25 protein-coding genes, 2 tRNA genes and 1 pseudogene are annotated in these 25,368 nt (G+C 71.1%); 16 read left to right on the top strand and 12 right to left on the bottom strand.

Annotated elements, in window-relative coordinates; all coding sequences use genetic code 11:
• Positions 1 to 48 precede the first annotated feature (48 nt).
• Both HND91_RS03360 and HND91_RS03355 read left to right on the top strand, forming a co-directional pair.
• Positions 49 to 1,350: a PQQ-dependent sugar dehydrogenase gene (locus tag HND91_RS03360; protein WP_181705082.1), complete on the top strand. Its 1,302-nt coding sequence runs from the start codon at positions 49 to 51 to the stop codon at positions 1,348 to 1,350.
• 133 nt (positions 1,351 to 1,483) lie between these two features.
• Positions 1,484 to 1,759, top strand: a complete 276-nt coding sequence (locus tag HND91_RS03355; RefSeq protein ID WP_181705081.1) for a hypothetical protein — start codon at positions 1,484 to 1,486, stop codon at positions 1,757 to 1,759.
• A 316-nt stretch (positions 1,760 to 2,075) separates the two neighbouring features.
• On the opposite strand, the gene HND91_RS03350 is transcribed toward HND91_RS03355, so the two are convergent.
• Both HND91_RS03350 and HND91_RS03345 read right to left on the bottom strand, forming a co-directional pair.
• Positions 2,076 to 2,267, bottom strand: a complete 192-nt coding sequence (locus HND91_RS03350) for a hypothetical protein (protein WP_181705080.1) — start codon at positions 2,265 to 2,267, stop codon at positions 2,076 to 2,078.
• Between the two features lie 146 nt (positions 2,268 to 2,413).
• Positions 2,414 to 3,445, bottom strand: coding sequence for a glutathione S-transferase family protein (locus HND91_RS03345; protein ID WP_181705079.1), 1,032 nt, complete (start codon positions 3,443 to 3,445; stop codon positions 2,414 to 2,416).
• 175 nt (positions 3,446 to 3,620) lie between these two features.
• Between HND91_RS03345 and HND91_RS03340 the strand changes: the two genes are divergently transcribed.
• Both HND91_RS03340 and HND91_RS03335 read left to right on the top strand, forming a co-directional pair.
• Positions 3,621 to 4,670: an SDR family oxidoreductase gene (locus tag HND91_RS03340; protein WP_181705078.1), complete on the top strand. Its 1,050-nt coding sequence runs from the start codon at positions 3,621 to 3,623 to the stop codon at positions 4,668 to 4,670.
• A 92-nt stretch (positions 4,671 to 4,762) separates the two neighbouring features.
• Complete coding sequence (locus HND91_RS03335) at positions 4,763 to 5,398, top strand: GDSL-type esterase/lipase family protein (RefSeq protein ID WP_181705077.1); 636 nt, start codon at positions 4,763 to 4,765, stop codon at positions 5,396 to 5,398.
• A gap of 70 nt (positions 5,399 to 5,468) precedes the next feature.
• On the opposite strand, the gene HND91_RS03330 is transcribed toward HND91_RS03335, so the two are convergent.
• From HND91_RS03330 to HND91_RS03320, 3 genes are all read right to left on the bottom strand, one after another.
• Positions 5,469 to 5,804, bottom strand: coding sequence for a hypothetical protein (locus tag HND91_RS03330; RefSeq protein ID WP_181705076.1), 336 nt, complete (start codon positions 5,802 to 5,804; stop codon positions 5,469 to 5,471).
• A gap of 64 nt (positions 5,805 to 5,868) precedes the next feature.
• Positions 5,869 to 6,678, bottom strand: a complete 810-nt coding sequence (locus tag HND91_RS03325; protein ID WP_181705075.1) for an SGNH/GDSL hydrolase family protein — start codon at positions 6,676 to 6,678, stop codon at positions 5,869 to 5,871.
• Between the two features lie 130 nt (positions 6,679 to 6,808).
• Entirely contained in the window at positions 6,809 to 7,009 is a 201-nt protein-coding gene (locus HND91_RS03320) for a hypothetical protein (RefSeq protein WP_181705074.1), read from the bottom strand.
• Between the two features lie 152 nt (positions 7,010 to 7,161).
• On the opposite strand from HND91_RS03320, the gene HND91_RS03315 reads away from it, so the two are divergent.
• Positions 7,162 to 7,638 (top strand): DUF2231 domain-containing protein, encoded by a 477-nt coding sequence (locus tag HND91_RS03315; protein ID WP_246329249.1) that lies wholly within the window; start codon positions 7,162 to 7,164, stop codon positions 7,636 to 7,638.
• A 51-nt stretch (positions 7,639 to 7,689) separates the two neighbouring features.
• On the opposite strand, the gene HND91_RS03310 is transcribed toward HND91_RS03315, so the two are convergent.
• The 3 genes from HND91_RS03310 to HND91_RS03300 form a co-directional block, all read right to left on the bottom strand.
• Positions 7,690 to 8,679: a glycosyltransferase family 2 protein gene (locus HND91_RS03310; protein WP_181705072.1), complete on the bottom strand. Its 990-nt coding sequence runs from the start codon at positions 8,677 to 8,679 to the stop codon at positions 7,690 to 7,692.
• 302 nt (positions 8,680 to 8,981) lie between these two features.
• Complete coding sequence (locus tag HND91_RS03305) at positions 8,982 to 9,977, bottom strand: glycosyltransferase family 2 protein (RefSeq protein WP_181705071.1); 996 nt, start codon at positions 9,975 to 9,977, stop codon at positions 8,982 to 8,984.
• Between the two features lie 249 nt (positions 9,978 to 10,226).
• Positions 10,227 to 10,826, bottom strand: a complete 600-nt coding sequence (locus tag HND91_RS03300; protein WP_181705070.1) for a hypothetical protein — start codon at positions 10,824 to 10,826, stop codon at positions 10,227 to 10,229.
• A gap of 111 nt (positions 10,827 to 10,937) precedes the next feature.
• On the opposite strand from HND91_RS03300, the gene HND91_RS03295 reads away from it, so the two are divergent.
• Positions 10,938 to 11,471: a hypothetical protein gene (locus HND91_RS03295; RefSeq protein ID WP_181705069.1), complete on the top strand. Its 534-nt coding sequence runs from the start codon at positions 10,938 to 10,940 to the stop codon at positions 11,469 to 11,471.
• 262 nt (positions 11,472 to 11,733) lie between these two features.
• On the opposite strand, the pseudogene HND91_RS23320 reads toward HND91_RS03295, so the two are convergent.
• Positions 11,734 to 12,084: pseudogene (locus HND91_RS23320) on the bottom strand (transposase); the annotation flags it as partial.
• Positions 12,085 to 12,705: 621 nt separating this feature from the next.
• Between HND91_RS23320 and HND91_RS03285 the strand changes: the two are divergent.
• The 5 genes from HND91_RS03285 to HND91_RS03265 all read left to right on the top strand — a co-directional run bounded on the left by HND91_RS03285 (position 12,706) and on the right by HND91_RS03265 (position 21,082).
• Positions 12,706 to 13,860 (top strand): hypothetical protein, encoded by a 1,155-nt coding sequence (locus HND91_RS03285; RefSeq protein WP_181705067.1) that lies wholly within the window; start codon positions 12,706 to 12,708, stop codon positions 13,858 to 13,860.
• Between the two features lie 106 nt (positions 13,861 to 13,966).
• Complete coding sequence (locus HND91_RS03280) at positions 13,967 to 15,838, top strand: hypothetical protein (protein WP_181705066.1); 1,872 nt, start codon at positions 13,967 to 13,969, stop codon at positions 15,836 to 15,838.
• 63 nt (positions 15,839 to 15,901) lie between these two features.
• Complete coding sequence (locus HND91_RS03275; RefSeq protein ID WP_181705065.1) at positions 15,902 to 17,968, top strand: type I secretion system permease/ATPase; 2,067 nt, start codon at positions 15,902 to 15,904, stop codon at positions 17,966 to 17,968.
• A 63-nt stretch (positions 17,969 to 18,031) separates the two neighbouring features.
• The gene (locus HND91_RS03270) at positions 18,032 to 19,372 is read left to right on the top strand and encodes an HlyD family type I secretion periplasmic adaptor subunit (RefSeq protein WP_181705064.1); all 1,341 of its coding nucleotides are present in this window, start codon (positions 18,032 to 18,034) and stop codon (positions 19,370 to 19,372) included.
• A 396-nt stretch (positions 19,373 to 19,768) separates the two neighbouring features.
• Entirely contained in the window at positions 19,769 to 21,082 is a 1,314-nt protein-coding gene (locus HND91_RS03265; protein WP_181705063.1) for an NtaA/DmoA family FMN-dependent monooxygenase, read from the top strand.
• Positions 21,083 to 21,275: 193 nt separating this feature from the next.
• Here HND91_RS03265 and HND91_RS03260 read toward each other — a convergent pair.
• Positions 21,276 to 21,350, bottom strand: a tRNA-Gly gene (locus HND91_RS03260).
• Positions 21,351 to 21,524: 174 nt separating this feature from the next.
• Between HND91_RS03260 and HND91_RS03255 the strand changes: the two genes are divergently transcribed.
• From HND91_RS03255 to HND91_RS03240, 4 genes are all read left to right on the top strand, one after another.
• Positions 21,525 to 22,034: a prolyl-tRNA synthetase associated domain-containing protein gene (locus HND91_RS03255; RefSeq protein ID WP_181705062.1), complete on the top strand. Its 510-nt coding sequence runs from the start codon at positions 21,525 to 21,527 to the stop codon at positions 22,032 to 22,034.
• 131 nt (positions 22,035 to 22,165) lie between these two features.
• On the top strand, positions 22,166 to 23,107 hold the full coding sequence (gene trxA, locus HND91_RS03250; protein ID WP_181705061.1) for a thioredoxin: 942 nt from the start codon (positions 22,166 to 22,168) through the stop codon (positions 23,105 to 23,107).
• A 213-nt stretch (positions 23,108 to 23,320) separates the two neighbouring features.
• Positions 23,321 to 24,001 (top strand): LON peptidase substrate-binding domain-containing protein, encoded by a 681-nt coding sequence (locus HND91_RS03245; protein WP_181705060.1) that lies wholly within the window; start codon positions 23,321 to 23,323, stop codon positions 23,999 to 24,001.
• Positions 24,002 to 24,082: 81 nt separating this feature from the next.
• A complete protein-coding gene (locus tag HND91_RS03240) occupies positions 24,083 to 24,286 on the top strand; it encodes a Trm112 family protein (protein ID WP_181705059.1) in 204 nt (67 codons plus the stop codon).
• Positions 24,287 to 24,333: 47 nt separating this feature from the next.
• On the opposite strand, the gene HND91_RS03235 is transcribed toward HND91_RS03240, so the two are convergent.
• Positions 24,334 to 24,636 carry a DUF167 family protein gene (locus tag HND91_RS03235; protein ID WP_181705207.1) on the bottom strand — a complete coding sequence of 101 codons (303 nt, stop codon included), beginning with the start codon at positions 24,634 to 24,636 and terminating at the stop codon, positions 24,334 to 24,336.
• Positions 24,637 to 24,692: 56 nt separating this feature from the next.
• Positions 24,693 to 24,986, bottom strand: a complete 294-nt coding sequence (locus tag HND91_RS03230) for a YggT family protein (RefSeq protein ID WP_181705058.1) — start codon at positions 24,984 to 24,986, stop codon at positions 24,693 to 24,695.
• A gap of 187 nt (positions 24,987 to 25,173) precedes the next feature.
• Here HND91_RS03230 and HND91_RS03225 point away from each other — a divergent pair.
• Positions 25,174 to 25,249 (top strand) — tRNA-Ala (locus HND91_RS03225).
• Positions 25,250 to 25,368: the final 119 nt, after the last annotated feature.

Here is a 25,368-nt window from a genome sequence, read left to right as displayed (position 1 = left end):
CGGTGTTGGGTTCATTAGGGTGGCGCCGCTTCATCCCAAGGACCGCACATGACCTTTTCAGGCCTCATCGCCCGCTCGGTGTCCCTCGTCGGCGCCACCATGATCCTTCTTCGCCGCGCCCAGGGCGTGCCGTCCAAGCAGGCGGTGGGGGGCGCGCCCTCGATCCCTGCGGCCCGGCCGCAAGGCAAGCTGCCGACCCTGAAGATGCCGACCGCGAAGGGCTGGGCGCCGGGTCAGCTGCCGGTGGCGGCCCCGGGCCTGGCGGTGAACGCCTTCGCGACGGGCCTGCGCCACCCGCGCTGGCTGACCGTGCTGCCGGACGGCGACGTGCTGGCCGCCGAGGCGCTGAGCGTGCCGGAGCCGGCCGAAAGCCTGTTCGACCATGCGGCCCACAGCACCATGAAGCGGGCCGGCGCGGTGGGCGTGAGCCCGAACCGGATCACCCGGCTCGCCGACCGGGACCGGGACGGGGTCGCGGAGGTGAAGGAGACCTTTCTCGACGGCCTGAACCAGCCGTTCGGCATGGCCCGCCTCGGCGACACCTTCTACGTCGGCAACACGGACGGCGTGGTGGCCTTCTCCTGGCCGGCGGGCGCCCCGGGCGTCACCGGGCCGGGCCGGACGATCGCGCGGTTCAAGCCGGGCGGCCACTGGACCCGCAGCATCCTGCCGAGCCCGGACGGGTCGAAGCTCTATGTGGGCGTCGGCTCGCTCAGCAACATCGGCGACCGCGGCATGGAGGCCGAGGAGGGCCGGGCGGCCATCTACGAGATCGACGTCGCGTCGGGCGCGAGCCGCATCTTCGCCTCGGGCCTGCGCAACCCGGTGGGTCTCGCCTTCGAGCCGACCACCGGCGTGCTCTGGACCGTGGTGAACGAGCGCGACGGCCTCGGCGACGAGACCCCGCCCGACTACCTGACGTCGGTTCAAGACGGCGGCTTCTACGGCTGGCCCTACTGCTACTGGGGCCGGACGGTGGACGACCGGGTGCCGCAGGACCCGGCGCTGGTCGCCCGGGCGATCCAGCCGGACTACGCGCTCGGCGGCCACACCGCCTCGCTCGGCCTCTGCTGGATGCCGGCCGGCACGCTGCCGGGCTTTCCGGACGGCATGGTGATCGGCCAGCACGGATCCTGGAACCGCAGCACGCTCAGCGGCTACAGGGTCGTGTTCGTGCCGTTCGAGGGCGGACGGCCGTCCGGGCCGCCGCGGGACATCCTCAGCGGCTTCCTGTCGGCCGACGAGAAGCACGCCTTCGGCCGGCCGGTGGGCGTGACGCTCGCGGCGGACGGCGCGCTTCTGGTGGCGGACGACGTGGGCGACGTGGTCTGGCGCGTGACGGGGGCGTGATCGGGCGTCCGGCCGGCCAGGCGGGCTCGGCCGGCGCGGTGGGTCTCAGCCGCCCCCCGTGGCTCGCCCGGGCGGTCCGGAACTTCGAAACCGCCCTCCCGGTTGATGCGTCATCGCATGAGGGAGGGTTCCCATGAAGACGTCCATGTTCATCGCCGCCGTCATCGTCGCCGTCGCCGGTGCGCCGCAGATCGCCGCCGCGGACACCACCGTGGTGGTCCGCCCGGGCGTCAGCGAGCCGGCTCCCCCGCCGACGCCGCCGACCGGCGCGGTCGTGGTCACGCCCGCCGAGCCGGCGTCGCCGTCGGTGCAGAGCTGCACGGAGACCACCACCAAGAGCGAGGATCTCGCCGGCTCCACCACGGAGCGGCGGAAGACCTGCGTGGAGAGCGGCTCGACCGGCAACTGACGGGGCCGCGCACGGACCTGTCGGGCCCGGCCTTCCGCCGGACGGCGTCCGGGTCCCCCGCAGGGGATCCGGATCGGGCCGCCCGGCGGGGCCGGGCTGTCGCGTGTCGTCGTGGCGGCCGGCGAGCGGGAGCGCCCGCCGCAACTTCAGGCGCGGGGGTGCGTTCGGAGCGGAAACCCGGCCGCGTCGGCGAGACGCGCCGGGGTCCTCCGGAAGAACGGCGGAGACGGTCGGGGCTCGGGGACGGGGATGGCTCCGGGCCTGGCGGGACAGCGTCCGGCCGGCGAGAACGGTCAGGGTCCTCGCGGCACCGGCGTCAGATCGCGGTCTCGGCGGGCCCGCAGGTCCAGCCGGCGACGCGCCACTTCGGGTGGTTCTGCACCCATTCGGCGGCGACCTGCTGGCCGTGGATCGCGCAGGCGAAGATCTGGCCCTCGAAGGGCAGGCGCTCCCGCCGGCATTCGATGGGAGCGGCGGACAGGCAGACGACGAGCACGAGGTCGATCATGAAGCACCTGGGATCGAGAGGACGGGATGGCCGCTCCTCCCCCTGGTGCCGGCCTGGTCTATGGCCATCCAACGAACGGCCATTTCAAGAGTTCCGGGCCACTGCCTGACAAAGAGGCAATGACGGACACGTGAAGCCTCCGGCCCTCAGGTGGCGCCGAGGTCCGCGGCGGGCATGGCCGCCTCGGCGCGCGGCGGGCCGCCGAGGCGCTCGCGTCCGTGCGGCTCGGTCCAGTCGATCGCCGGGCCGGCTGGCACGACGCCGGTCGGGTTGATGGTGCCGTGGCTCTGGTAGTAGTGGCCCTTGATGTGGTCGAAGTGGACCGTCGCGGCGACGCCCGGCCACTGGTAGAGGTCGCGGGCATAGGCCCACAGGTTCGGATAGTCCTTCAGCTGCCGAATGTTGCACTTGAAGTGCCCGACGTAGACGGCGTCGAACCGGACCAGGGTGGTGAACAGCCGCCAGTCCGCCTCGGTGACCCTCTCGCCGCAGAGGAAGCGCCGGTCGGCGAGGCGATCCTCCAGCCGGTCGAGCATGTCGAACAGCGGGTGCACGGCCTTTTCGTAGGCCGCCTGGGTGGTGGCGAAGCCGGCCTTGTAGACGCCGTTGTTGACCCGGTCGTAGATCTCGCCGTTGAGGGCGTCGATCTCCGCCCGCAGGTCCGGCGGATAGTAGTCGCCCGGCGTCGCGCCGACGGCGTCGAAGGCCGAGTTGAACATCCGGATGATCTCGGCCGACTCGTTGGAGACGATCGTGCCGGTCCGCTTGTCCCAGAGGACCGGGACGGTGACGCGGCCGGTGAAGGCCGGGTCCGCCGCCGTGTAGACCTGGTGGAGGCGCTTGGCGCCGACGACCGGGCCCGGAACGACGCCCGGACCGTCCTCGAATGTCCAGCCTTCCGGCCCCATCAGCCAGTTCACCACGGAAAGGCCAATGTGGCGGTCAAGGCCCTTCAGCGCCCGGAAGATCAACGTCCGATGCGCCCACGGGCAGGCGAACGACACGGTGAGGTGATAGCGGCCGCTCTCCGCCCGGAAGCCGCCGTCGCCGGTCGGCCCCGGCGCGCCGTCCGGCGTGACCCAGTTGCGGAAGCGGGACTCCTGGCGGACGAAATGCCCGCCCGTGGTCTTGGTGTCGTACCAGGCGTCATGCCACTGGCCGTCGATCAGAAGTCCCATCAGCGTGTCTCCCGGCGTGCCGTCTGTCCCCAACCGCGGGCCGGCGTCATCGTTGCATCGATGGCCCGGCACGGGAAGGGAGAGGCCCGGCCGGGAGCCGGGGCGCGGGCGGTCAGGAACTTCCTGGCCGCGCCGCACGTCATCCGTCCGTCGCTGGCCTCAAGGGAGATCGTTCATGACGACGGCACCGGTGGTGGTGGTTACGGGCGCGTCCGCCGGCCTCGGGCGCGCCATCGCGGTGGCGTTCGGCCGCCGGGGCCTGCGGGTGGCGCTGATCGCGCGCGGCAGCGAGCGCCTGGCGGGCGCGGCCGCCGACGTGGAGGAGGCCGGCGGGACGGCGCTGGTGATCCCGGCGGACGTCGCCGACGCGGCCGCCGTGGACGCGGCCGCCGACCGGGTGGTGGCGACCTGGGGGCGGATCGACGTCTGGGTCAACAACGCCATGGCGACGGTGTTCGGGCCCGTGTCGGCCATGACCGCCGACGAGATCCGCCGGGTGACGGACGTGACCTACCTCGGCCAGGTCCACGGCACCCTGGCGGCGCTCCGGCACATGCGCCCGCGCGACGCCGGCACGATCGTGCAGGTGGGGTCGGCGCTCAGCTACCGGTCGATCCCGCTCCAGTCGGCCTATTGCGCCGCCAAGGCGGCGGTGCGCGGCTTCACGGACTCGCTCAGGAGCGAACTCATCCACGACGGCAGCCGCATCCGGCTCACCATGGTGCAGGTGCCGGCGGTGAACACGCCCCAGTTCGACTGGGCGCGCAGCCACCTCCACCGCCGCCTGCAGCCGGTGCCGCCGATCCACGACCCGGAGACCGTCGCCGAGGCGATCGTCAAGGCGGCCGGGACCGCGCCGCGCGAACTCTGGATCGGCTCGCCGACCCTCCAGGCGATCCTCGGCACCCTGGCGGCCCCCGGCCTTCTCGACCGCATGCTGGCGAGCCGGGCCTGGGACGGGCAGATGACGAACGAGGCGGCCGACCCGCGGCCGGGCAACCTGACGGCGCCGCCGCCGGGCGACCCTGGGGCGGCCGGGCGGTTCGGGTCGCGCTCCCGGCCCGCCGTGGTGGCCGTGTCCGACACGACGGCCCGGCTCGGCGTGCTGGCCCTCGCCGCGACGGTCGGGATCGCCGGCTGCGCGCTCGCCTGGCGGGCCGGGCGCGGCGCGGCGGCCGGCGGGCGGCGCCTGGTCGACCGCCTGCCGGGCCTGGGCGACCGCTGACACGGGCCTGCCTTCAAGCCTTCGCGAGATCGTCCGGAACAGGACGCCGGGCCCGCCGCTTCGGCCGGAGACGGACGAGGGAGGAGCCCGGCATGGCAGGCAAGGTGGTTCTTCTGGGGGACTCGGTGTTCGACAATGCCGCCTATGTGGCCGGCGGGCCCGCCGTGCTCGATCACCTGCGGGCCATGATGCCGGCCGGCATGGAGCCCGTGCTCCTGGCGCTGGACGGGGCCGTGATGGCCGACCTGCCGCGGCAGGTGGACCGCATTCCGCGCGACGCCAGCCACCTGATCGTCAGCGTCGGCGGCAACGACGCCCTGAGGGCGTCGTCCGTCCTCCTCGGATCGGCGTCGACGGTGGCCGAAAGCCTCGCCCTGGTGGCCCGGGTCCGGGCCGGGTTCGGGGTGGCCTACCGGGACGTGGTCGCCCGCGTCGCCGCGACGGGGCTGCCGGCCGCCTTCTGCACCATCTACGATCCCCGCTACCCGGATCCCGGCCAGCGGGCGGTGGCGTCGACGGCGCTCGCGGCCCTCAACGACCAGATCACCCGGGCGGTGGCGCGCGCCGGCCACCCGCTGATCGACCTGAGACTCACCTGTTCCGACGACCGGGATTTCGCCAATCCGATCGAGCCCTCGGCGGAAGGTGGCCGCAAGATCGCCGCCGTCATCCGCACGGTGGTGTCCGAGCACGACTTCGACCGGGGCCGGACGACGGTCTACGTCTGACCGGCCCCGTCCGGGCATCCTCGTCCAGGCACCGACGGTCAGGCGTCCTGGTTCTGCAGTGAACGGCGGATCAGGGCGCCCGGGCGACCGGTTCAGGCCCGATGGCGACCGCCTTTCGCCGGGCGGCCCTTTGGCGCGGCTCGTGCCGGGTGCCGGAGAGGAAGAGGCGGAGCGCCGTCTCGTCGCCCTCGTGGCGGGGCGTCGCGTCGTGAAGCTCGTCGCCCGGCGGGCAGCCTGGGCACCGGTCCACGACCGGGATGCCGACCGCCGCGCAGAAGGCGAGGACATCCTCAAGCGGGCGCCGGGTGCGGCAGACGACCAGGTCGCCGGCGGCCGGGCGGCTGTAGAGCGTGACCCGGCGGCTGCCGGTCCGGCTGGTGAAGAAGGTGATCGGCATGGTGGACACGGGCGGTTCCCCTCGCTGGCCTGTCTCCATCAAGTCGCGACGGGGGCCTGCGGTTCGGAACGGCTCAGCGGCCGGCCGGCTTTCCCCACAGGACCTCCAGCGCCGCCCGGGCGAGGCGCTCGTGGGCGGCGGTTGTCGGGTGGACGCCGTCGTGGAAGAGATATCCCTCGCACGACCCCCGGCCGCCGCAGGGCTCGGTGACGGTCCGGAAGCCGGCGGAGGCCGGATCGCGGCGGACCCGTTCGGCGAGGCTCCAGACGTCGAGCCGGTGAAGCCGGACGGTCCGGCCGGCGGCGCCGAGGGCCGCCTCCGCGGCCTCGTTGAAGAGGCGGCTCAGCCGCCTCGCCTCCGCGGCCGCGGCCGGCCCGTAGGCGGCGACGGCGGGCGTCATGCCGACGTCCGGCAGGTTCGGCAGCAGGATGTCGGTGGCGCCGGCCGCGGCGAGTCGTTCCACGAGACGCCCGACCAGCCGGCCGGCCGCCTCCACCTCGGCGGGCGAAGCCTGTCGGGCGGCGCCGGCGATCACGTCGTTGCCGCCGCCGTAAAGGACCACCAGGGCGCGTCCGGGCCGCCGCCGCTCGTCCAGGAAGGCCTCCACCTGCCGGTCGAGACCGTTCGCGCCGGACATGCGCGCGCCGCCGACCGCGTGGTTGGTGCCGCCGGCGGCCCGGGGCCGCAGAGGGAGGCCGAGAGCCCGGGCGAGATGTTCCACCCAGACCGGCCCGTCGGAGAAGCGACCCGCGTTGCCGGTGTCGGACAGGCTGTCGCCGAACACCACGAGGCGGTCGAACGGGGGCTGGGCCGCGGCGGGGCCGGCCGGGAGCCCGGCGAGGAGCGTGAGCCCGGCAATCGTGATGGCGAACAGGATGCGCACCTCTATCGGCCTCGTTGCGCGCCGCCCGGGGCGGCGCAGTCCGGCGGAACGCCCTCGCGCGGGCGACCGGCGCCGACGCCGGCCGGCCGCGGGACCGACGCCGCCGCGCGCGGGACGGATCTGGTCCGGCTCAGCCCTTGTTGTGCTGGCGGCTTTCCTGGTTCATGCCCTGGCGGCTGACCGGAAACTCGCTCTGGCGCGCGTCCCTGTGCTTCGGCAGCGGATCGTGGTTCTCCGACGCCGTCAGGGGCGCCTCGCCGGAGGCTTCCGGGGCGGGCTTGTCGCCCTTGGACAGGATGGCGCGGACGTCCTCTTCGCGGGTCTTCGGCATGGGATCCTCCTTGGGTTGGTTTCCGACCAACGCCCGACCGGCCCGTTCGATCCGCCGGCCGCCCCCCGCACGGAGCCCGCCTGGCTCCGTGCGGCCAGGAACTTCTGGGACAAGCCCCGGTTCTCCAACCGCCGATGAACAAGGGGTCACCCATGCGCCATCCACAGGGCAGCGGCTCCGCCGCCGCCATCTCCGGACATCCCCTCCACCCGATGGTGGTGCCCTTCCCGCTGGCGAGCCTGATGTTCAGCTTCGTGGCGGACATCGCCCATCTGGTGTCCGAGGACCCCTTCTGGGCCCGCGCGTCGCTGACGCTGATCGTGGTGGGCATCGTGACCGGCGTCGCCGCGGCGGCCCTCGGCGCCTGGGACCTGATGCGCGTGCCGCGGGCGCGCCAGCTGGGCAAGGCCTGGGCGCACGGCCTCATCAACGGCGTCGTGATGCTGCTGGCGCTCGTCAACTGGGCGACCCGGTCCGGGACGGACGTGACCGCGCTCAACATGATCCTGTCGTTCGCCACCGTGGTGCTGCTCGGCATCAGCGGCTGGCTCGGCGGCGACCTCAGCTACAAGCACGGGGTGGGCGTGTCGCCTGAGATCGGCGGCGGGGAGTCGGCCGACCGGATCTGAAGCCCCGAGCCGCCGGACCCGAACGTCGGCTCCGGCAGCGGCGCGGCCGGATCAGGCGGCGACCTTGCGCCACAACGCCCGGAAGGCGACCTGGCCGATGCGGGCGGGCAGCCACACGACGGCCGACGGGTCCGCCGCGATGATCGAGCGGGCGGACGGCAGGGCGTCCGGCCGTCGGGCGTGCAGCGCCTTGAGGAGGAGCGTGGCGAACTCCACCCGATGCTCCTGGAGCGACGCCTCCAGGTGCTGGCGGGCGGCGGGCGACAGACCGTCGACGCGCCGGGCGATCAGCTCGCAGCGGATCTGGTCGTGCTTGATGGCGAGCAGCGCCGGGTTGTTCCAATCGAGATTGCTGAAGAAGACGTTGACGCCGGCCCCGCAGGTGACCGCGCTGCCCTCGCCGAAGCAGACCCGGCCGGCGGCCTGGACCAGCGCGGCCACGAAGAGCACGTCCTCGCCGGCGTTTCGCAGGCTGGACTCGAACCGCAGGCCGGGGGCGATCGCGCGCCGGTAGGCGAGGGTGGAGAGCTGGGTGGGGAACTCCCGGACGACGAGGCCGAACAGGTCTTGGGCGTCCAGGTGGACGCCGCCCGGGCCGCGCGGCGCCGTTCTGACGAGCGCGGCCGTCAGGGGCGCGCGCTCATCCAGGTAGGCATCGTGAAAGCCTTCGCGCCGGTTGTCGCAGAAGTAGATGTCGCAGCCGGCCTCGGCGGCCGCCACGGCCCGCGCCAGGTGATCCTCCGGCCATGCGTCGTCTGAATCCAGGAAGGCCACCAGCGTGGCGTCTCCCGCCTCGTCGAGACCGCGGTTGCGCGCGGCGCCGGCGCCGCCGTTCGGCTGGCGGACGACCCGGACGGCGAGGTCGGAAGGGCGGAACCCGGCCACTTCGTCGGCTGCCGGGACGGGCGACTGGTCGTCCACCACGATGACCTCGACGGACCATCCGTCCGCGACGGTCTGCTTCTCGATCGATCGGAGGGCCTTGGCAAGGAGGCCGGCTTCCTTCTGGTAGAAGGGAATGATCACCGAGATATGCTTCATGCGCTGTGTCGCCTGGATCTGCGGGCCGGCGGGCGTCCGCGGCGGTCGGTCCCGGGGAGGCGCCCGTGCGGGCGTCGACGGATCGTCGCCTCGCGGGCGGCGGCCGACGCCGAGCGCGGTGAAGCTATCGCGCCCACGCGGGCGGCGCCAGGGCATTCTCCGATCAAGGTGCACGACCTGATCGCCGGGAGAATGCTCCAGCTTGTTGAATCTGGGGCGACTCTTGTCGACCTGACGTCTCCGTCAGGTCGACAAGCCCCCCGGATGGAGTTCGGCAGATGCTTGACCGCGGCGGCGGCCGGTCACGGGCCGGCGCCGGCCCTTGGAGGCGGGGACGGATCCGTGGACCGGAGGAGACGGACGGTCCGCTTCTCGATGATCCGGCCGGCCCAGCCGACGAGCGTCCAGGCGAGATCAAGCGGCGTCACCACGATCCCGTGCCGGGCGAGGCCCTCGCGCACGGCCGCCGCCTGGCGGATCTCGCCGCGGGCGGTCCAGACGAGCATGCACCGCTTCAGGTGCAGGAGGCCCAACCGCATCGCCTCCTCATAGGCGTCCGGGTTCAGCGCGCGCCGGCCGTGGAGGAGGGTGCGCTCGAAATTGGTGAACTCGAACGGCTGGGTCCCGCCGAGCTTCCGGGTCACGGTCTCGTCGCCCTCGTGGGAGTGATAGATCGGCTCCTGGATCATCGCCACCTTGCGGTCCGTGAGGGCGCGGAGGACGAAGTCGGCGTCGATGCCGGGAAAGCGCGCCGGATCGAACGGATCGCGGGTCAGGCCCGGCCGGAGCTGGAAGAACATATGGGCCCACGGGTGGCAGTGGGCGCGACCGGCGAGCGCCAGCCGGGTGAACTCGGCGCCGGTGTAGACGCGCTGGTTCGGGTCGAGCCCGTTGCGCATCACGATGCCGTCCACCTGGTCCATGGCGCCCACGTAGTCGATCTCCGGGTCGGCGATGGCGACCGCGACGAGCTTCTCGATGGCGTCGTCCTCCATCCAGTCGTCGGCGCACAGGAGCTTGGCGTAGCGGGCCTCCTCCGGGACGAGGCCCATGGCCTTGTTCCAGTTGGACACCTGGTCCAGCGTGCGTTCGTTGCGAACCACGCGGACCGGCACCCTGCCGCCGACGAAGCCGGCGACGATCTCCGGCGTGCGGTCCCGGCACGCGTTGTCGAGAACCACGTGGACGATGTTCGGATAGGTCTGCCGCTGCACGCTCGTCAGAGCGCGCGCGATGAAGGTCTCGCCGTCGTACACGGGCGTGACGACGGCCACCAACGGCAACGGATGATCGGTCATGATGGAAGTGCCCCACACCCTCATCAAATGATGGACCATCAAAGCGTGCCGTCACATCGGCTTGCAAGAGTATTTTCCGGTATGCGGATGTTTTGGGGCGATCCGGCGAGGCGGAAATGCGCCGTTGGTTAAAGTCGAAGACTCGATGCCATGTCTGCATCGCCCTATGTCTTGTTCATCTTACCTGTTTTTCCTCAGGTTCTCTTGTTCGGGGAAAATACAGGCAAGCAACGCCACGTCGCACCTGCCTCATCCGCCCGGCGGCGGGCGGGGCAGCGGGTGCGGGGCCGTGCCGGTCTCGCCCGCCTCCATGGCGGCCTCCAGGCGGGGCAGGAGATCCCAGAAGGTCCGGTTCAGGCGGCAGAGGTCCAGGATCGCCGCCTGGATCTCCTCAATGCGCTCGCCGCTCATGGGTTTCACCGCGCCGAACCGGACCTCGCCCCGGCGCTCCTGGATCTTCATGGAATTGGTGTGGGTGATGTCGCCGTGCTCGTCCACCATGTACATGGAGTGGATCAGCTCGTTCCGCAGCCGCGTGGCGTCGTTGAAGGCGTCGATCAGCGCGTCCAGCTCGGCGGCGAGGCGCGGATCGCGCAGGCGCGCCTTGGCGAGCCGCTGGACGAGGTCGAGCCTCGCGCGGGTGGTGTTGAGGGTGCCGAAGATGATGGCCGCCGCCGCCTCGTCGGTCCGGGCGAGCACCATCAGGGCATAGATGAACAGGCTCTCGTTGTTGGACCATGCGAACACCAGATTGCCGACGAGAGCCAGGATGCCGGTGCGCCGATCGGCGGTCCGGCGGGCGCTCGCCTCGATGCTCTCGAACCGGGGACGGGGCGGCAGGCGGGACATCGGTCACCTCCGGGCGACGGCGAACCGGACGGTCGGTGCGCCGTTCGGCGTATGGGCGGCGCGGCGGTCCGGCGGACCGCGGCGGGCCGCCGGCCATGCGGGAGCGACCCCATGATCTGCTTCGGGCGCCAGCGCAGAGCCTACCGGGCCGCGGTGGACACCCTCGCGCCGCTCGTCGCCCATACGCGCGCCCGGTTGCCGGCGCTGCCGGACGGCTTCTTCCTGGAGCCCTATGCGGTTGGTCATCTGGGCCTCCTGATCGCGCTGGTGGCGACGCGGGCGGTGGGGCCGCTCGGATCCGACCGGCTCGCGTCGGTGCAGACCCGGGCGTGGCGGCGGCTGAGCGCCGTGGAGGACGATCTGATCGGGTCCGACATCATCGGCCTGTCCCTGTCCTCCCATCCGGCCTTCTCGGCGGGCTGCGCCGACGCCGTCTCGGTGTTCGAGGCGCTGACCGGCACGAGCGTGGACCCGCTCCTTTCGGCAGGCGGCGACTGGGTCCGGATCGTCGCCCAGGTGGCGGAGGCGGGCCCGGCCGGCGGCGGAGCCGACGCGCTCGCCGACGCGCTCGCTGTCTGGGAGGCCACGTTCGAGGCGGCCGCCGAGACGCACCTCGCCGCCTGCCGGGTCGGCGGCGGCCGGTGAACCGCCCTCAGCCGGCCGACGTTCGGCGTCAGCCGGCCGACAGGAAGCGGCGGAACGCCTCGTCGAAGCGCTCGTCCGGTTCGCCGCAGCGGTGGTCGGCCACCGCCGCGAGATAGACGGCCGACTGGCGCCGGCAGGCGGACCCTGGCTCGGCGGACCGGTCGGCGCGTTCGTCCGGGCCGCCCTCGCCATCCTGCGGAACGGCCGGGTTCCGGCCGGCGCGCGTTGCCGCCAGGCGCAGCCGGCGCGCGGGTCGGCCGTCGCCCTCCTCCCCGGACGCCGGGTCCGGCCCGCCGATCCGGCGCGCCATCGATGCCGCCGTCTTCAGGGTGACGCCGAGAACCCGGTGGAGATCGGTGCTGCCGATCACCGGACGGGATTGCGCCACGAGGTGGAGGGCCTGCAGCCACCGGTGCAGGGGCACGTGGCTGCCCTCCAGCGGGGTGCCGACCTTGACGGTGAACGGCTTGCGGCAGGTGTAGCACTTGTAGGCGCCGATCCGGGTGGTCGCGCCGCACATCCGTCCCGAGCGGCCGACGCTCCCGCAATGAGGGCAGACCGGCGCGTCACCCCAGAGCCGCGCCTCCACATAGGCGTGCGCGGCCTCTTCGTCGTGGAAGCAGGGAGACGTGGACGCGGGCGGCGCCGTCCAGGAGTGGGCGAAGGTGAAATCCCGCCGTCCCGTCGTGGGTACGTGAAATACATTCATGGCAATATGCCTCGCGGAATTGGGTATTTCTTTTACACCTTGACGCTTCTTTAATCAATCATTAACCATTGATTGCATCACGGGGAAGAATTCGACAGAAACGAATCGATCCGATTAGCTGCTCACGGAGCAGAAGCAATCTTACTGTGCGAGTTTTATCCTTGGTCGGCTGCGTTTTTGCGCAGCAATAGATGACCTGTGCTTTCGTTCCTGAGATCTGCAGCAAACGACAATCGGCGACCGGGGAAGCCCCGGTCGCAATTTGAAGCAATGCCGACGGTGCTCTGCTGCGGTGCGATCAGCGGTTGCCGAAGGCTCGGCGGGACAGGGGCGTTCCAGACAGGGGAGAAGACCCGGCCGTCCATCCGCATGACACCCGGCGCGCCCGTCCGACGGCCGCGCGCGCCCCGACCCGAAACCACTCCAGAAATCCATCACGCGAGCACGAACGCTCCGGAGGTCGCCGGCGGAGAAGATCGGCGGCAGCGGAGACGACGTGCGTCCTAGCTCCTTCGGAGACGCATCATGGCTGAACGCAATCTCTCGCTCCTCGACATGGACGTCGGCAACGATCTGTCGGGGGACGTCAACACCACGTCGGCGGTCAGCGAAGCCAACACCGACAGCAGCTTCAACTCCGACGACGACACCAGCAACACGGATTCCAGCACCAACCAGGTGTTCGCGACCGACAACTCGCAAGACAACGACAGCGACGACGACATCGACGACAGCTTCAACTCCGACACGGACACGATCACGGACGCCAGCAACACCCAGTCGTTCGCGACCGACAACTCGCAGGACAACGACAGCGACGACGACATCGACGACAGCTTCAACCAGGCGACCGACAACTCGACGCGGTCGTTCGCCCTGACGGCGAACGAGAACAGCAACAACCAGGACAACGACCAGGACAACGACATCACGACCCGGATCCGCAACACGGACAGTCATGATCAGGACAACGACCAGGACAACGACACGGACAACTCCCAGGACAATGACAACGATTGGGACAACGACATCTTCGACAGCTTCAACGAAGATAACGATACGGACAACTCGCAGGACAACGATCAGGACAACGACGTCACCACGGCGACGAGCGACAGCTACAATCAGGACAACGACCAGGACAACGATACGGACAACTCGCAGGATAATGACATCTTCGACAGTTTCAACGAAGACAACGACCAGGATAACGACCAGGACAACGACACCGCGACGGACAGCTACAACACGGACGTCGATCTCGCCTTCGAGCTGGACAACAGCGACGACGACTTCATCGACCTGGACGGCACCGCCGCGATCACCGGCCTCGCCGCCCTCCAGGACGTGCTGAACGGCGAGGGCAACGACACCTCGTTCAACATCAGCCAGGTGAGCAGCCTCGTCGACGGCGACAGCCTCGTCAGCCCGACCGTCTCGAACGTGGCCGGTTTCGGCCAGTCGAGCTCGGTCTTCGGCGGCACGGTCAACGGCGGGTCCGGCCTCGGGAACATCGACCAGGACGACGGCTCGGTCAGCGGGTCGACGACGGCGGACGGCCTCTCGTCCATGGAGGCCTTCACCCAGAACATCGTGATGGGCGCCAACGTCCAGTACAACAACGTCGAGACCTCGCTCGTGGGCGGCAACGGCAACATCGACATCGGCGACGACGCCTGATCCTTGGGATCCATCTGACTTCGGCCCGCGCCGGCCCCAAGGCCGGCGCGGGCGGCGTCCTCCCGGCCGGGAGGACGCGGGTGAACGACGCGTGTCGGAGACCTGGATGATCACGAGCACGGGCGCCACGGAGGCTATCTGGCATTTCGCCGGCTACCTCCACCTGATCGAAGAGCTGGCGCGGTCCCGGCCCGACTTCGCCGGCGCTCCCCAGGCGGAGCAAGACCTCGTCTTCGCCGATCCGGGCGAGGGCAGGCTGCCGACCGTGGACGTGGCCGACCTGCCGTCCGAAGAACTGCGGGCGCCGCGCATCGGGGACGGTCCGGCGGCGGTCGACATCGTGCGCCAGGGCGGCTTCCACTTCGAACCGCCCGTCGTGGCGGTCGGCCCCGTGGTCGGGCCGGCGAACCCGGGTGGGTCTTCAACGCCTGCGCCAGCCGTGGAGGCCGGGCCCGGGTTCGCCTACCGGCTGACCTACCTGGACGGCGGCGGCGACGCCCTGGTGCTCGTCCGCCAGGCGAACGTGCTCACCGACGGCGACATCCTCTCCGGACAGGCGGTCCTCGCGGCCGCGCTCGATTTCGGGGCCCTGTCGGCCGAGGCGACGGCGGTCGTCGAGGCGGCCCTCGTGGCGGCCGGCGACCTGGCGCCGTCGATCCTGCCGCAGACCGCCTTGCCGCTCGACGTGGTGGCGACGGTCGCGGCTCACCAGGCCGCGGCGGCCGGGGAGGACGACGGCGCGCCGGTCGCGACCGGGACCTTCGTGGACGGCGTTCTCGCGCCGCCCGGCGCGGCGATCCCCCGCCTTCCGGACCCGGACGGGACCGGGCCGGATGGTCCGGCCCCGGGGCACCGGATCGAAACGGGCGGGAACCGGCTGGAGAACACGGCCGTGCTGGTGGACGCGACCGAGGCGGGCGCGACGCTGATCGTCGAGGGCGACCATCACACCACCACGGCGGTGGTCCAGATCAACATCCGGGCCGACGCGGTGGACGGGGCGGCGGACATGGCCGCCCGCCTCCTCGCCGGCATGGCCGGAGGGACCGGTCCGGCGGACGGGCTCCACGCGGTGGCGAGCTTCGAGGAGCGCGCCCTGCCGGCCGTCCTCGACCCGGCCGGTCGGCCGGACGCCCTCGCGGTGCTGGTCGAGATGGTCGAGGGCGACCTCTACGACGTGACCACGCTGGTCCAGACCAACGTCATGGTGGACGGGGACACGGTGCTCCAGACCACCAGCGGGGCGAGCGCCTCCTACGTGGCCATGGGGGGGAACACCCAGGGCAACGCGCTGTCGCTCCACGCCCTGTCGGGCGGCTACGACCTCATCGTGGTGACCGGGTCGTTCCACAAGGCCACCATCATCGGCCAGGTGAACCTGATCGTCGATCCGTCGGGCGTCGACGGGGCGACCGGCGGTCCGGGCGACGACGTCCTCCTCAACACGGCCTCGGTGATCGAGTACGGGGCCGCGGCCTTCGGCCAGCCGACCGCCGGGATGGAGGGCGTGATCGACCGCCTGCTGGCGCGCGACGACATCGGGCCGTCCGCCTGGTGGCAGTTCAACGGGACGGACGACGGCGTCTTCACCGTGCTCGTGGTCTCCGGCGACTACTATGACGTCAACCTGGTCGCGCAGGTGAACGTGCTCTTCGACGGCGACAGCATCGACGCCGTCTCCGCCGGAGCGGCCGTGGTCGGGGAGGGCGGCAACCAACTCGGCAACACGGCCACGGTGATCGACGTCGGCCCGGCCGAGACCTACGTGGCCGGCGCCGCTTACGAGGACTCCCTCCTGATCCAGGCCAATCTCGTCCTCTCGGACGACGATCCGGCCGCACCTCCGGGCGACCCCGGGCTCGCCAGCGAGACGGTCGCCTTCGTGACCGACGACGGGGCGGAAGGCTCGGACGCGGACGAGACCTGGCTGCCGCCGCCGACCGGCGGCGCCGACCTTTTCGGCAGCATCCTGACCTGACCTTCCAACCGGGCCGTCGCCCGCCGGGGGGCCGGGCGCCGGACGGCAGAGCGGACCCGACCGATGGCTCCTTTCGATCCCGATCCCCACGCCACCGCCAGCTTCGACCGGCCGCCGACGCCGGTGGTGCCGAAGTCGCTCGCAGGCGGCGCACAGGCGCCGCGCGCCGCGCCGGCCGACGGTGGACCCGCCCGGCCCGCCGGGCCGCGCCCGGGCGAGGCGGGCGTCGCGCCGGCCGCTTCCGCGAAGGTTCAGGCGGGCGCGGTGCCCGTCGCTTCAGTGAAGCCCGCGGCGGACAGGCCTCCGGTCGGTCCCTCGCAGGTCGGCCCGTCGCCGGCCCCGCCGTCGAAGCCGAAGCCCGGTGGGGGCGCGACCGCCTGGCCGAACGCCGGGGGCGACCCGAACCGCCTCGTGTACCGGTCGAGCGACCAGGACTTCCGGGAGGTGCTCACCAGGGGGCTCGCCGGCTGCCGGCGCAACCTGATCACGGTCGCGATCTTCTCCTTCTCGGTGAACCTCCTGATCCTGGCGGTGCCGATCTACCTGTTCCAGCTGTCCGACCGGGTCTACACGAGCCGGAGCATCGACACCCTGGTGATGCTCACCGTGTTCGTGGCCGGCGCCATCCTGGTCCACGTGGTGGTGGACATGACGCGCCGGGTGATCCTGATGCGGATCGCCGTGGAGGCGGAGAGCCGCCTCGGCGCGCCGGTCCTGGCGGCCGCCGCCAAGGCCTCCCAGGGCGGTTCGAGCCGGGAGTTCCAGACGCTCGCGGACCTGCAGCAGGTTCGCAGCTTCCTGACCGGGCCGGTGCTCCTCAACCTGCTCGACGCGCCGGTGGCGCCGGTCTACCTCGCCGCCATCTACCTGATCCATCCGGACCTCGGCTTCATCGTGGCCGGTACCGGGGCGGCGCTTCTCGGCGTCGCGGTGCTCAACCAGCGGCTGACCGCGGTGCCGTTCGCCAAGGCGAGCGCCTTCTCGGCGCGGGCGAACCTCCAGGCGGATGCCATGGCGCGCAACGCCCAGGTGATCAACGCCATGGGGATGATCCCCGAGGGCGTGATGGTGTGGGGCCGGGAGACGGCGGAATCCCTGAAGGCGCAGGTGCACGCCCAGGACCGCAACATCCTGATGGCCGGCGTCTCCAAGTTCATCCGCCTCTCCACCCAGATCGCCATCCTGGGCTGGGGGGCGTGGCTTTCCATCAACTCGGAGCTGACCGGCGGCATGGTGATCGCCGCCTCCATCGTGTCGAGCCGGGCGCTCGCGCCGGTGGAGGGCGCGATCGAGGGCTGGCGCAGCCTCGTCCACGCCCGCTCGGCCTTCGCGCGCATCCGGGCGCTCCTGCAGAGTTCGCCGCTGAACCTGGACCGGCTGCGCCTGCCGGCGCCCCAGGGCGCGCTCAGCGTGGAACGGGTGCTCTACGTGCCGCAGCCGAGCAAGCGGGTGATCCTGAACGGGCTCAGCTTCAGCCTGGCGCCGGGGGAGTCGCTCGCGATCGTGGGCGGGTCGGGCGCCGGCAAGTCCACGCTCGCCCGCATGCTGGTGGGGTCGATCACGCCGACCGCCGGCAACGTGCGCCTGGACCTGATGGACCTGCGCAACTGGGACCCTCGGCAGTTCGGCGAGGTGGTCGGCTACCTGCCTCAGGACGTGCAGCTCTTTCCGGCGTCCATCAAGGCCAACATCGCCCGCATGCGCGAGGACGTGACCGACGAGGCCATTTTCCGCGCCGCCGAGATCGCCGACGTGCACGAGATGATCTCCCAGTTGCCGCAGGGCTACGAGACGCAGATCGGCATGGACGGCAGCCCGCTTTCCGGCGGCCAGAAGCAGCGGATCGGGCTCGCCCGGGCCTTCTTCGGCGCCCCAAGGCTGGTGGTGCTCGACGAGCCGAACGCCAACCTGGATACGCCGGGCGAGCAGGCGCTGGCCCGCGCCCTGACGCGCGCGAAGGCGCAGTCGATCACCGTGGTGGCGATCACCCAGCGGCCGATGCTGCTGAAGAGCGTGGACAGGATCATGATCCTGAAGGACGGCGCCGTGCAGGCGCTCGGAACGCGCGACGAGATGCTGCCGGTCCTGTCGGGCAAGAAGGGCGGCGGCCAGGCGTTCGGGGTGGCCTGAGCCGGGGCGCGAGGAGCGCCGGCTCGGTCCGGTCGCTCTCGGAAAGGAATGGAGGAGACTGCCATGTCCATGCTGGCCCGGTCGCACGAATGGTATGCGGACGTGCCCCGCGGCACCCGCGCGCCCACCCTGTTCGGCTTCGGGGTGCTTCTCGGGGCCGGGCTCCTGTTCGGCGTCTGGGGCAACAGCGCGCCCATCGCCGGCGCCGTGGTGGCGCCCGGCGTGTTCGTCACCACGGGCCAGAACAAGACCATCCAGCACCTGGAGGGCGGCGTGATCTCGGAGATCCTGGTGCGGGAAGGCGACGTGGTGGAGGCGCGCCAGATCCTGGTGCGGCTCGACGGCACGGCGGCGGGGGCGGACCTGCGCCGGTTGATCCTGCGCCAGGCGCGGACGATGGCGATCGACGCCCGGCTGACCGCCGAGATGCTGGACCGGGACGCCCTGGAGATCCCGCCCGCCCTCAAGGGGAGCGCGGCGTCGGACCCGGACGTCGCCGCCATCGTGGAGGCGCAGACGCTCGCCTTCGAGGCCCGGCGCGCCACCCTTCGCAGCGAGCTCGACGCCGTTGACGACGGCGTGGCGGCGCTGAACGAGCGCATCGGCGGCAGCCGGATCCAGCTCGCCGCCGTCCGGGACCAGCTGGCGCTGATCAAGGACGAGCTCGGCAACAAGGAGGGGCTCCTGAAGAAGGGCCTGATCCGCCGGGCGGAGGTGCTGGCGCTCCGGCGCGCCCAGTCGGCCCTGGAGGGCGACGTCGGCCGGCTCCAGGGGGACATCGGCGACGCCCACGAGCGGATCGCGCGGGCGCGCGAGCAGGCGCTCGGCCTGAGGAAGGCGGCGGTGAAGCAGGCGGTCGAGCAGCTGCACGAGGTGCGGGCCGAACTCAACGACCTGCGCGAGATGATCCGGGCGGCGGAGGATGTGCTCAACCGCTCGCTCATCCTGGCGCCGTCGCGGGGCGTGGTGGTGAAGCTGCGCTATCACACGCCGGGCGGCGTGATCGAGCCGGGCAAGCCCATCCTGGACATCGTACCCCTGCAGGACGACCTGATCATCGAGGTCAAGGTCCGACCGCAGGACATCGACACGGTCCGGCGCAACCAGGAGGCCTTCGTGCGCCTCACCGCCCTCAGCCAGCGCATCACCCCCATCGTGGAGGGGCGCGTGGTCTACGTGTCGGCCGACGCCCTGCCGGACGAGCGGCGCGGCGCCTCCCAGGTGCCGGACAGCTACGTGGCCCGGATCCGCCTGGACGCCGCCATGGCCAAGCACGTGGCCGGCTTCGAGCCGACGCCCGGCATGCCGGCGGAGGTCTACATCAAGACCGAGGACCGGACCTTCTTCGAATATCTGATGCGCCCGATCAAGGACAGCATGAGCCGCGCGTTCCGGGAGACCTGACGGACGAGAGGGGCGGCCCGACCCGGCCGGTCGGGGTAACCCGCGGCGGCTGGACGCGGCCCGTGTCAGGAGCCTTGGAAACCGGGTCGCGGCCGCGCCGGCACAGGATCGGGTATTGTCGAAGCGAACTTGACCTGGATTCTGTCCATCGATCGGGCATCACAGCTTAGCAAAGACGCAAAATTGGTCTTTCAAGCCTGAGATGCGGCGGCGATTGCCTATAAACAAGTCTTCCCGATTTCCATGTTGCAGAACTATTAAACGCTTGCTTAGCTGGTGCGGCTCGAAGCTTTCCGCCTCGAGGTCAATCCGGTGCGCGACGCGTCTCGACCTGGCTCGTGCGCGCCCGGAATGGCGTCCGTGTTCGCCGCTGCTGGTCAGAGAGGTCCGTTTACGATGGCACCCAAGCCGATGCACCTCGCCTGGTTCATGAATTTCACTCCGGACGAATGGCGCGAGCCGTTCGGCCAGGGAGGCTATCCCTGGGACGGGCGCTTCTATGTCGAGATGGCGCAGACGCTGGAGCGGGCGTGCTTCGACTACATCATGATCGAAGACAAGCTCATGGTGCCGCAGACCTATGGCGGATCGCGGGACGTCGCGCTGAAGAACGCCATGATGGTGCCGAAGCACGATCCGGCGCCGCTCGCCGTCGCCATGGGCATGGCGACCTCCAGGCTGGGCGTGGTCGCCACCATGTCGACCATGGCCTATCCGCCCTTCCTGCTCGCCCGCCTGTGCTCGACCATCGACAGCCTGACCCGCGGGCGGTTCGGCTGGAACATCGTGACCAGCGCCGAGGACCTCTCCGCCCAGAACTTCAGCATGGACAAGCTGCCGCTGCGCGAGACGCGCTACGAGATGGCCGAAGAATACATGGAGGTGGTCAACAAGCTCTTCGCCAGCTGGGAGCCGGACGCGGTGGTGCTGGACCGGCAGAAGGGCATCTACGCGGACCCGTCCAAGGTCCACACCATCGACCACAAGGGCAAGCACTACCAGGTGCGCGGGCCGCTCAACACGGTGCCGTCGCCCCAGTACCGGCCGATCTACGTGCAGGCCGGCGCCTCGCCGCGCGGCCGCGACTTCGCCGCCCGCTTCGCCGACTCGATCATCTCGGTCGCCTCGGGCGTGAAGGAGATGAAGGCGTTTCGCGACGACATCCGGGCCCGCGCGGCGGCGATCGACCGGGACCCCGACGAGATCAAGGTACTGTTCTGCATCACACCCACCCTCGGCGAAACGGAATCGGAGGCGAGGGAGAAATACGGGCGGCAGATCTCCTCCGACCATTTCATCGTCGACACGCTCGCCTCCATCTCGGCGATCACCGAGATCGACTTCGCCCGGTTCGATCTCGACAAGCCGCTGCCGGAGAAGCTGGTGACCAACGGGGAGTCCGGCACGCTCGACAAGTTCCAGCAGTGGGGCAGCGGCAAGACCCTGCGCGAGCTGGTGGTCGACGGCGGCGGCGGCCTCGTGTCGTCCCTGGAACTGATCGGCACGCCCGACCAGGTGGCCGAGCGCATGGGTGAGGCCATGGCGGAGGTGGGCGGCGACGGCTTCCTGATCACCACGCCGGTGCTTCGGGTCAGCCGCCGCTACCTCGTCGAGATCGCCGACGGGCTGGTGCCGGCGCTTCAGAAGCGCGGCCTTGCCCGGACGGCCTACCGGCACGAGCTGCTGCGGGACACTCTTCGGGAGTTCTGACCACATCCCGCGGACACCGGCGACGGCCGGCGTCCGCCCTCGCGCGGAACGGCGGGGGCGGGGCGCGAAGGGCGCGGCCACCGACGCGGACGGGGTCTCCCGGAAAGCGCGAAGGGCGGCGCCGGTGGCGGTTCCGCGACCCCGGAAACGACAAAAGCCGCGGCGAACCGCGGCTTCTGGTCGGGAGGGAAACTGGAGCGGGCGAAGGGATTCGAACCCTCGACCCCAACCTTGGCAAGGTTGTGCTCTACCCCTGAGCTACACCCGCACCGCCCGTTTCCCGGGGCTCCGTGGCCGGAGCGAGGCGTATATGGACCAGATCGGAGGGGATTGCAACAGGGAATGTGAAGCTTCGATGGGAGGTGTCGCCTGGGTCCTTTCCGGCCCGCGCGGTTCCGGCTAGATCAGCGGTTCCACGCCTTCTGCTCTCGACGGGACGCCCATGCCGAAAACGACGGACGACCTCTTCGCCTTCCTCGACCAGCTCGGAATCACCCACAGCACCGTGGAACACCCGCCGCTCTTCACCGTGGAGGAGAGCCAGGGCCTGCGTGGCGACATCCCCGGCGGGCACTCCAAGAACCTGTTCGTCAAGGACAAGAAGAGCCGCCTCTTCCTGGTCACGGCGCGCGAGGACGCGAAGCTGGACCTGAAGACCATCCACACGGCGATCGGCGGCTCCGGCCGGGTGTCGTTCGGCTCGGGCGAGCTCCTCGAAGAGGTCTGGGGCGTCAAGCCCGGGTCGGTGACGCCGTTCGGGGCGATCAACGACACGGACGGTCGCGTCACCGTGGTGCTGGAGAAGGCGCTGCTCGCCCTGGAGCCGGTGAACTTCCACCCGCTGCGCAACACCGCCACCACGTCGATCGCGCCTGCGGACCTGATCCGCTTCCTGGAGGCGACCGGCCATCCGCCGGTGGTGACGGACCTGCCGCTCGCCGCTGATGCCTGAGGCGGAGGCGCCGGACCGTGATTCGTCCGGCGACCATTTGTCATTCGGACGAATTCACGCCAAATAAGGGCCGACAGCCGACGGGCGGACCGCGCCGCCGGACCCACGCCAGACCAGTTCGGAACAGACCCATGAGCGGACCCACCTTCACCTTCGGCTCCAGCCTCGGCGAGCCGGCCCCGGCCCCGACCGGGGCGCCGGCCGGCGACCTGATCAAGGACACCACCACCCAGACCTTCGCCCGCGACGTGCTGGAGGGCTCCCGGACCGTTCCGGTGCTGGTGGACTTCTGGGCTCCGTGGTGCGGGCCCTGCAAGCAGCTGACCCCCGTGCTGGAGAAGGTCGTCAAGGCGGCCGGCGGCAAGGTGAAGCTCGTGAAGATGAACATCGACGAGCATCCGCAGATCGCCGGCCAGCTGGGCATCCAGTCGATCCCGGCGGTGATCGCCTTCAGCCAGGGCCGGCCGCTCGACGGCTTCATGGGCGCGCTGCCGGAAAGCCAGGTGAAGCAGTTCATCGAGCGCGTCGCCGGCCCGGTGGGGCCGAGCGACGTGGAGCAGCTGATCGAGGCGGGCCTCGCCGCCCTCGGCGAGAAGGCCTACGAGCAGGCGGCCGAACTCTTCATGGCGGTGCTGCAGGAGGAGCCGGAGACCGTCGGGGCGCTCGCCGGCCTCGCCCGCGCGCTGATCGGCGTCGGCCAGCTGGACGACGCCCGCGCGGTGCTCGACCGCGTGCCGGCGGCCAGGCAGTCGGACGCGGCGGTGGCGGGCGCCCGGGCGGAGCTGGAGCTCGCCGAGCAGGCGGCGAGTCTGGGCGATGCCGCGGAGCTCGTGCGCCGGGTGGAAACCCATCCGGGCGACCACGAGGCCCGGTTCGAGCTCGCGCTCGCGCTCAACGCCCGCGGCGAACGCCAGCAGGCGGCCGACCACCTGGTGGAGATCGTCCGCCGCGAGCGGGGCTGGAACGACGAGGCGGCGCGCAAGCAGCTCGTCCAGTTCTTCGAAGCCTGGGGGCCGACCGATCCGGCGACCCTCTACGGGCGCCGGCGGCTTTCGTCCGTCCTCTTCGCCTGAGGCGTCGCCTTTCCGGCGCCGCGACCTATCTACGGATCGGGCGGGCGTCATGGCCCGCCGGTCTGGAGCGTTTTCACGACCTGACGGACTCGTCAGGCCGACAAGAAATCGCTCCGGATTCGATAAGCTGGAGCATTCTCTCGGCGATCAAGTCCTGCAACCCGATCGGAAAATGCTCCAGGCTCTCAAGTCAGGAAGGACGACGACGGCACCATGATGGTCGGCAACGCGCGCTACTCATCGGCCGACGACCTGCCGCGGGAGATCCCGGTGTTCCCGCTGAGCGGAGCGCTGCTGCTGCCCCGGGGGCAGCTGCCGCTCAACATCTTCGAGCCGCGCTACCTCGCCATGGTGGACCATGCCATGACGACCGACCGGCTGATCGGCATGGTGCAGCCGCGCTTCGACGAGGGCACCGTGCGGCCGGGTTCCGATCCGGCCCTCTGTGGCGTCGGCTGCGCCGGGCGAATCACCTCGCTGAGCGAATCCGGCGACGGGCGCTACCTGATCACCCTGACCGGGGTGGCGCGGTTCCGCATCGTCGAGGAGGTGCGGTCCGGCCGCCTGTTCCGGATGTGCCGGATCGACGGCTCCGGCTTCGCGGGCGACTATCTCGCCCGGGCCGGGGAGGGCGATGTGGACCGGCCGGCGCTCCTGAAGGCGCTGGAGGCCTTCTTCGAGGCCAACAACCTGGAGGCCGACTGGGACAGCGTCAACCGGACGCCGACCGAGGCGCTGGTCAACGCCCTTTCGATGATGAGCCCGTTCGGGCCGCCCGAGAAACAGGCTCTCCTGGAGGCGCCGGACCTGAAGACCCGGGCCGACACCCTGGTGGCCATCACCGAGATCGCGCTCGCGCGGGGCAAGGGCGGCGAGGCGCCGCCGCTGCAGTGACGCCCGGCACGGCGGCGCCTGGAACGGCCGCGGCGCCCGAAACGGCCGCGGCGCCCCCGCTTTCGCAAGGAGGGACCGCCCATGAGTGATGCCTCACGGCGCGCCGGCGCCCTCGACCCCAAGCTTCTGGAAATCCTGGTCTGCCCGCTCACCAAGAGCACGCTCGAATGGCGGCCGGAGACCCAGGAGCTGATCTCCCGCTCGGCGAAGCTCGCCTATCCTGTGCGGGACGGCATTCCGATCATGCTGCCGGACGAAGCCCGCTCCATCGCCGACGAGGACTGAGCGGCCCCGGCCGCGCCGTCCGCTCGACCGTCTCCGCAACCGTTGACTCAGGGCCCGGCGAGCGCGGCCCCGAGAGCCGCTTCGGCCGGCACGCCCGCGCGCCGGATCCGGACCGTCTTCAGGCGGCTGGTCGCTCCCGCCTCCAGCGTCACGGACGAGCGCGGCACGCCGGCGGCGGCGGCGACGAGCGCCAGCAGCGCGGTGTTGGCCTTGCCGTCCTCGGCGGGCGCCCGGACGCGAGCCGCCGCCACGGTCCGTCCGTCGGACAGCGTCGAGATGCCGTCCAGCGCGTCGCGGCCGCCGCGCGGGGTCAGCCGCACCAGGAGGACGAGGTCTTCGCCGACCCTCAGGAGCGGGCTCCCGACGGGCGCGTCGGCCGGTGGCCGGGACGCGGCCACGGGTCCGCTCAGAAGAGGGCGGCCGGGTAGAGGTAGCGGACGATGATCTGCTGGACGAGGAAGATGCCGAGCAGGAGCACGATCGGCGACAGGTCCAGGCCGCCCATCGCCGGCAACATGCGGCGGATCGGCCGCAGCAGGGGCTCGGTGAGCTGATAGAGCGCGTTGCCGATCATCGAGACGAACTGGTTGCGGGGGTTCACCACGTTGAAGGCATAGAGCCAGGAGAAGATCGCCGCCGCGACGATCACATAGGTGTAGAGCTGCAGGGCGAGCAGGACGACGTCGAGGATGGCGAGCATGGCTCTGGTTCGTTCGAGCTGAAGGTCACTCCGATGTAGCGGGCCGGTGTGCCCGCCGCAACCCTGCGTCCCGCCGGAAGCCCGAGAAGCGGGTGCAGCGGCGGCGTTCGGGTCGATCCCGTGCGGCCGGACGCGTGGACCCGCTTGACAGCCGCGGGCCCGGTCTCCTAAATGCGCCCACCTGGACGGGGCCGTAGCTCAGATGGGAGAGCGCTGCAATCGCACTGCAGAGGTCAGGGGTTCGATTCCCCTCGGCTCCACCAGGTCGACCTCCCCTTCCTGATATCCATGCCGTCATCGCGACTATGCCTGTCGCGGCATCTCGTCTCGCGCCGGCGAAACGCCTTGCGAGCGGGACGGGTGGCACGCGTGCGGCGGGTCG

Origin of the sequence: Chthonobacter rhizosphaerae, assembly GCF_013839525.1 — a bacterium.
Taxonomy (GTDB): Bacteria; Pseudomonadota; Alphaproteobacteria; order Rhizobiales; family Pleomorphomonadaceae; genus Chthonobacter; species Chthonobacter rhizosphaerae.
The sequence above is the reverse complement of the archived record's forward strand: the minus strand, read 5'-3'. Positions and strand labels throughout refer to the sequence as shown.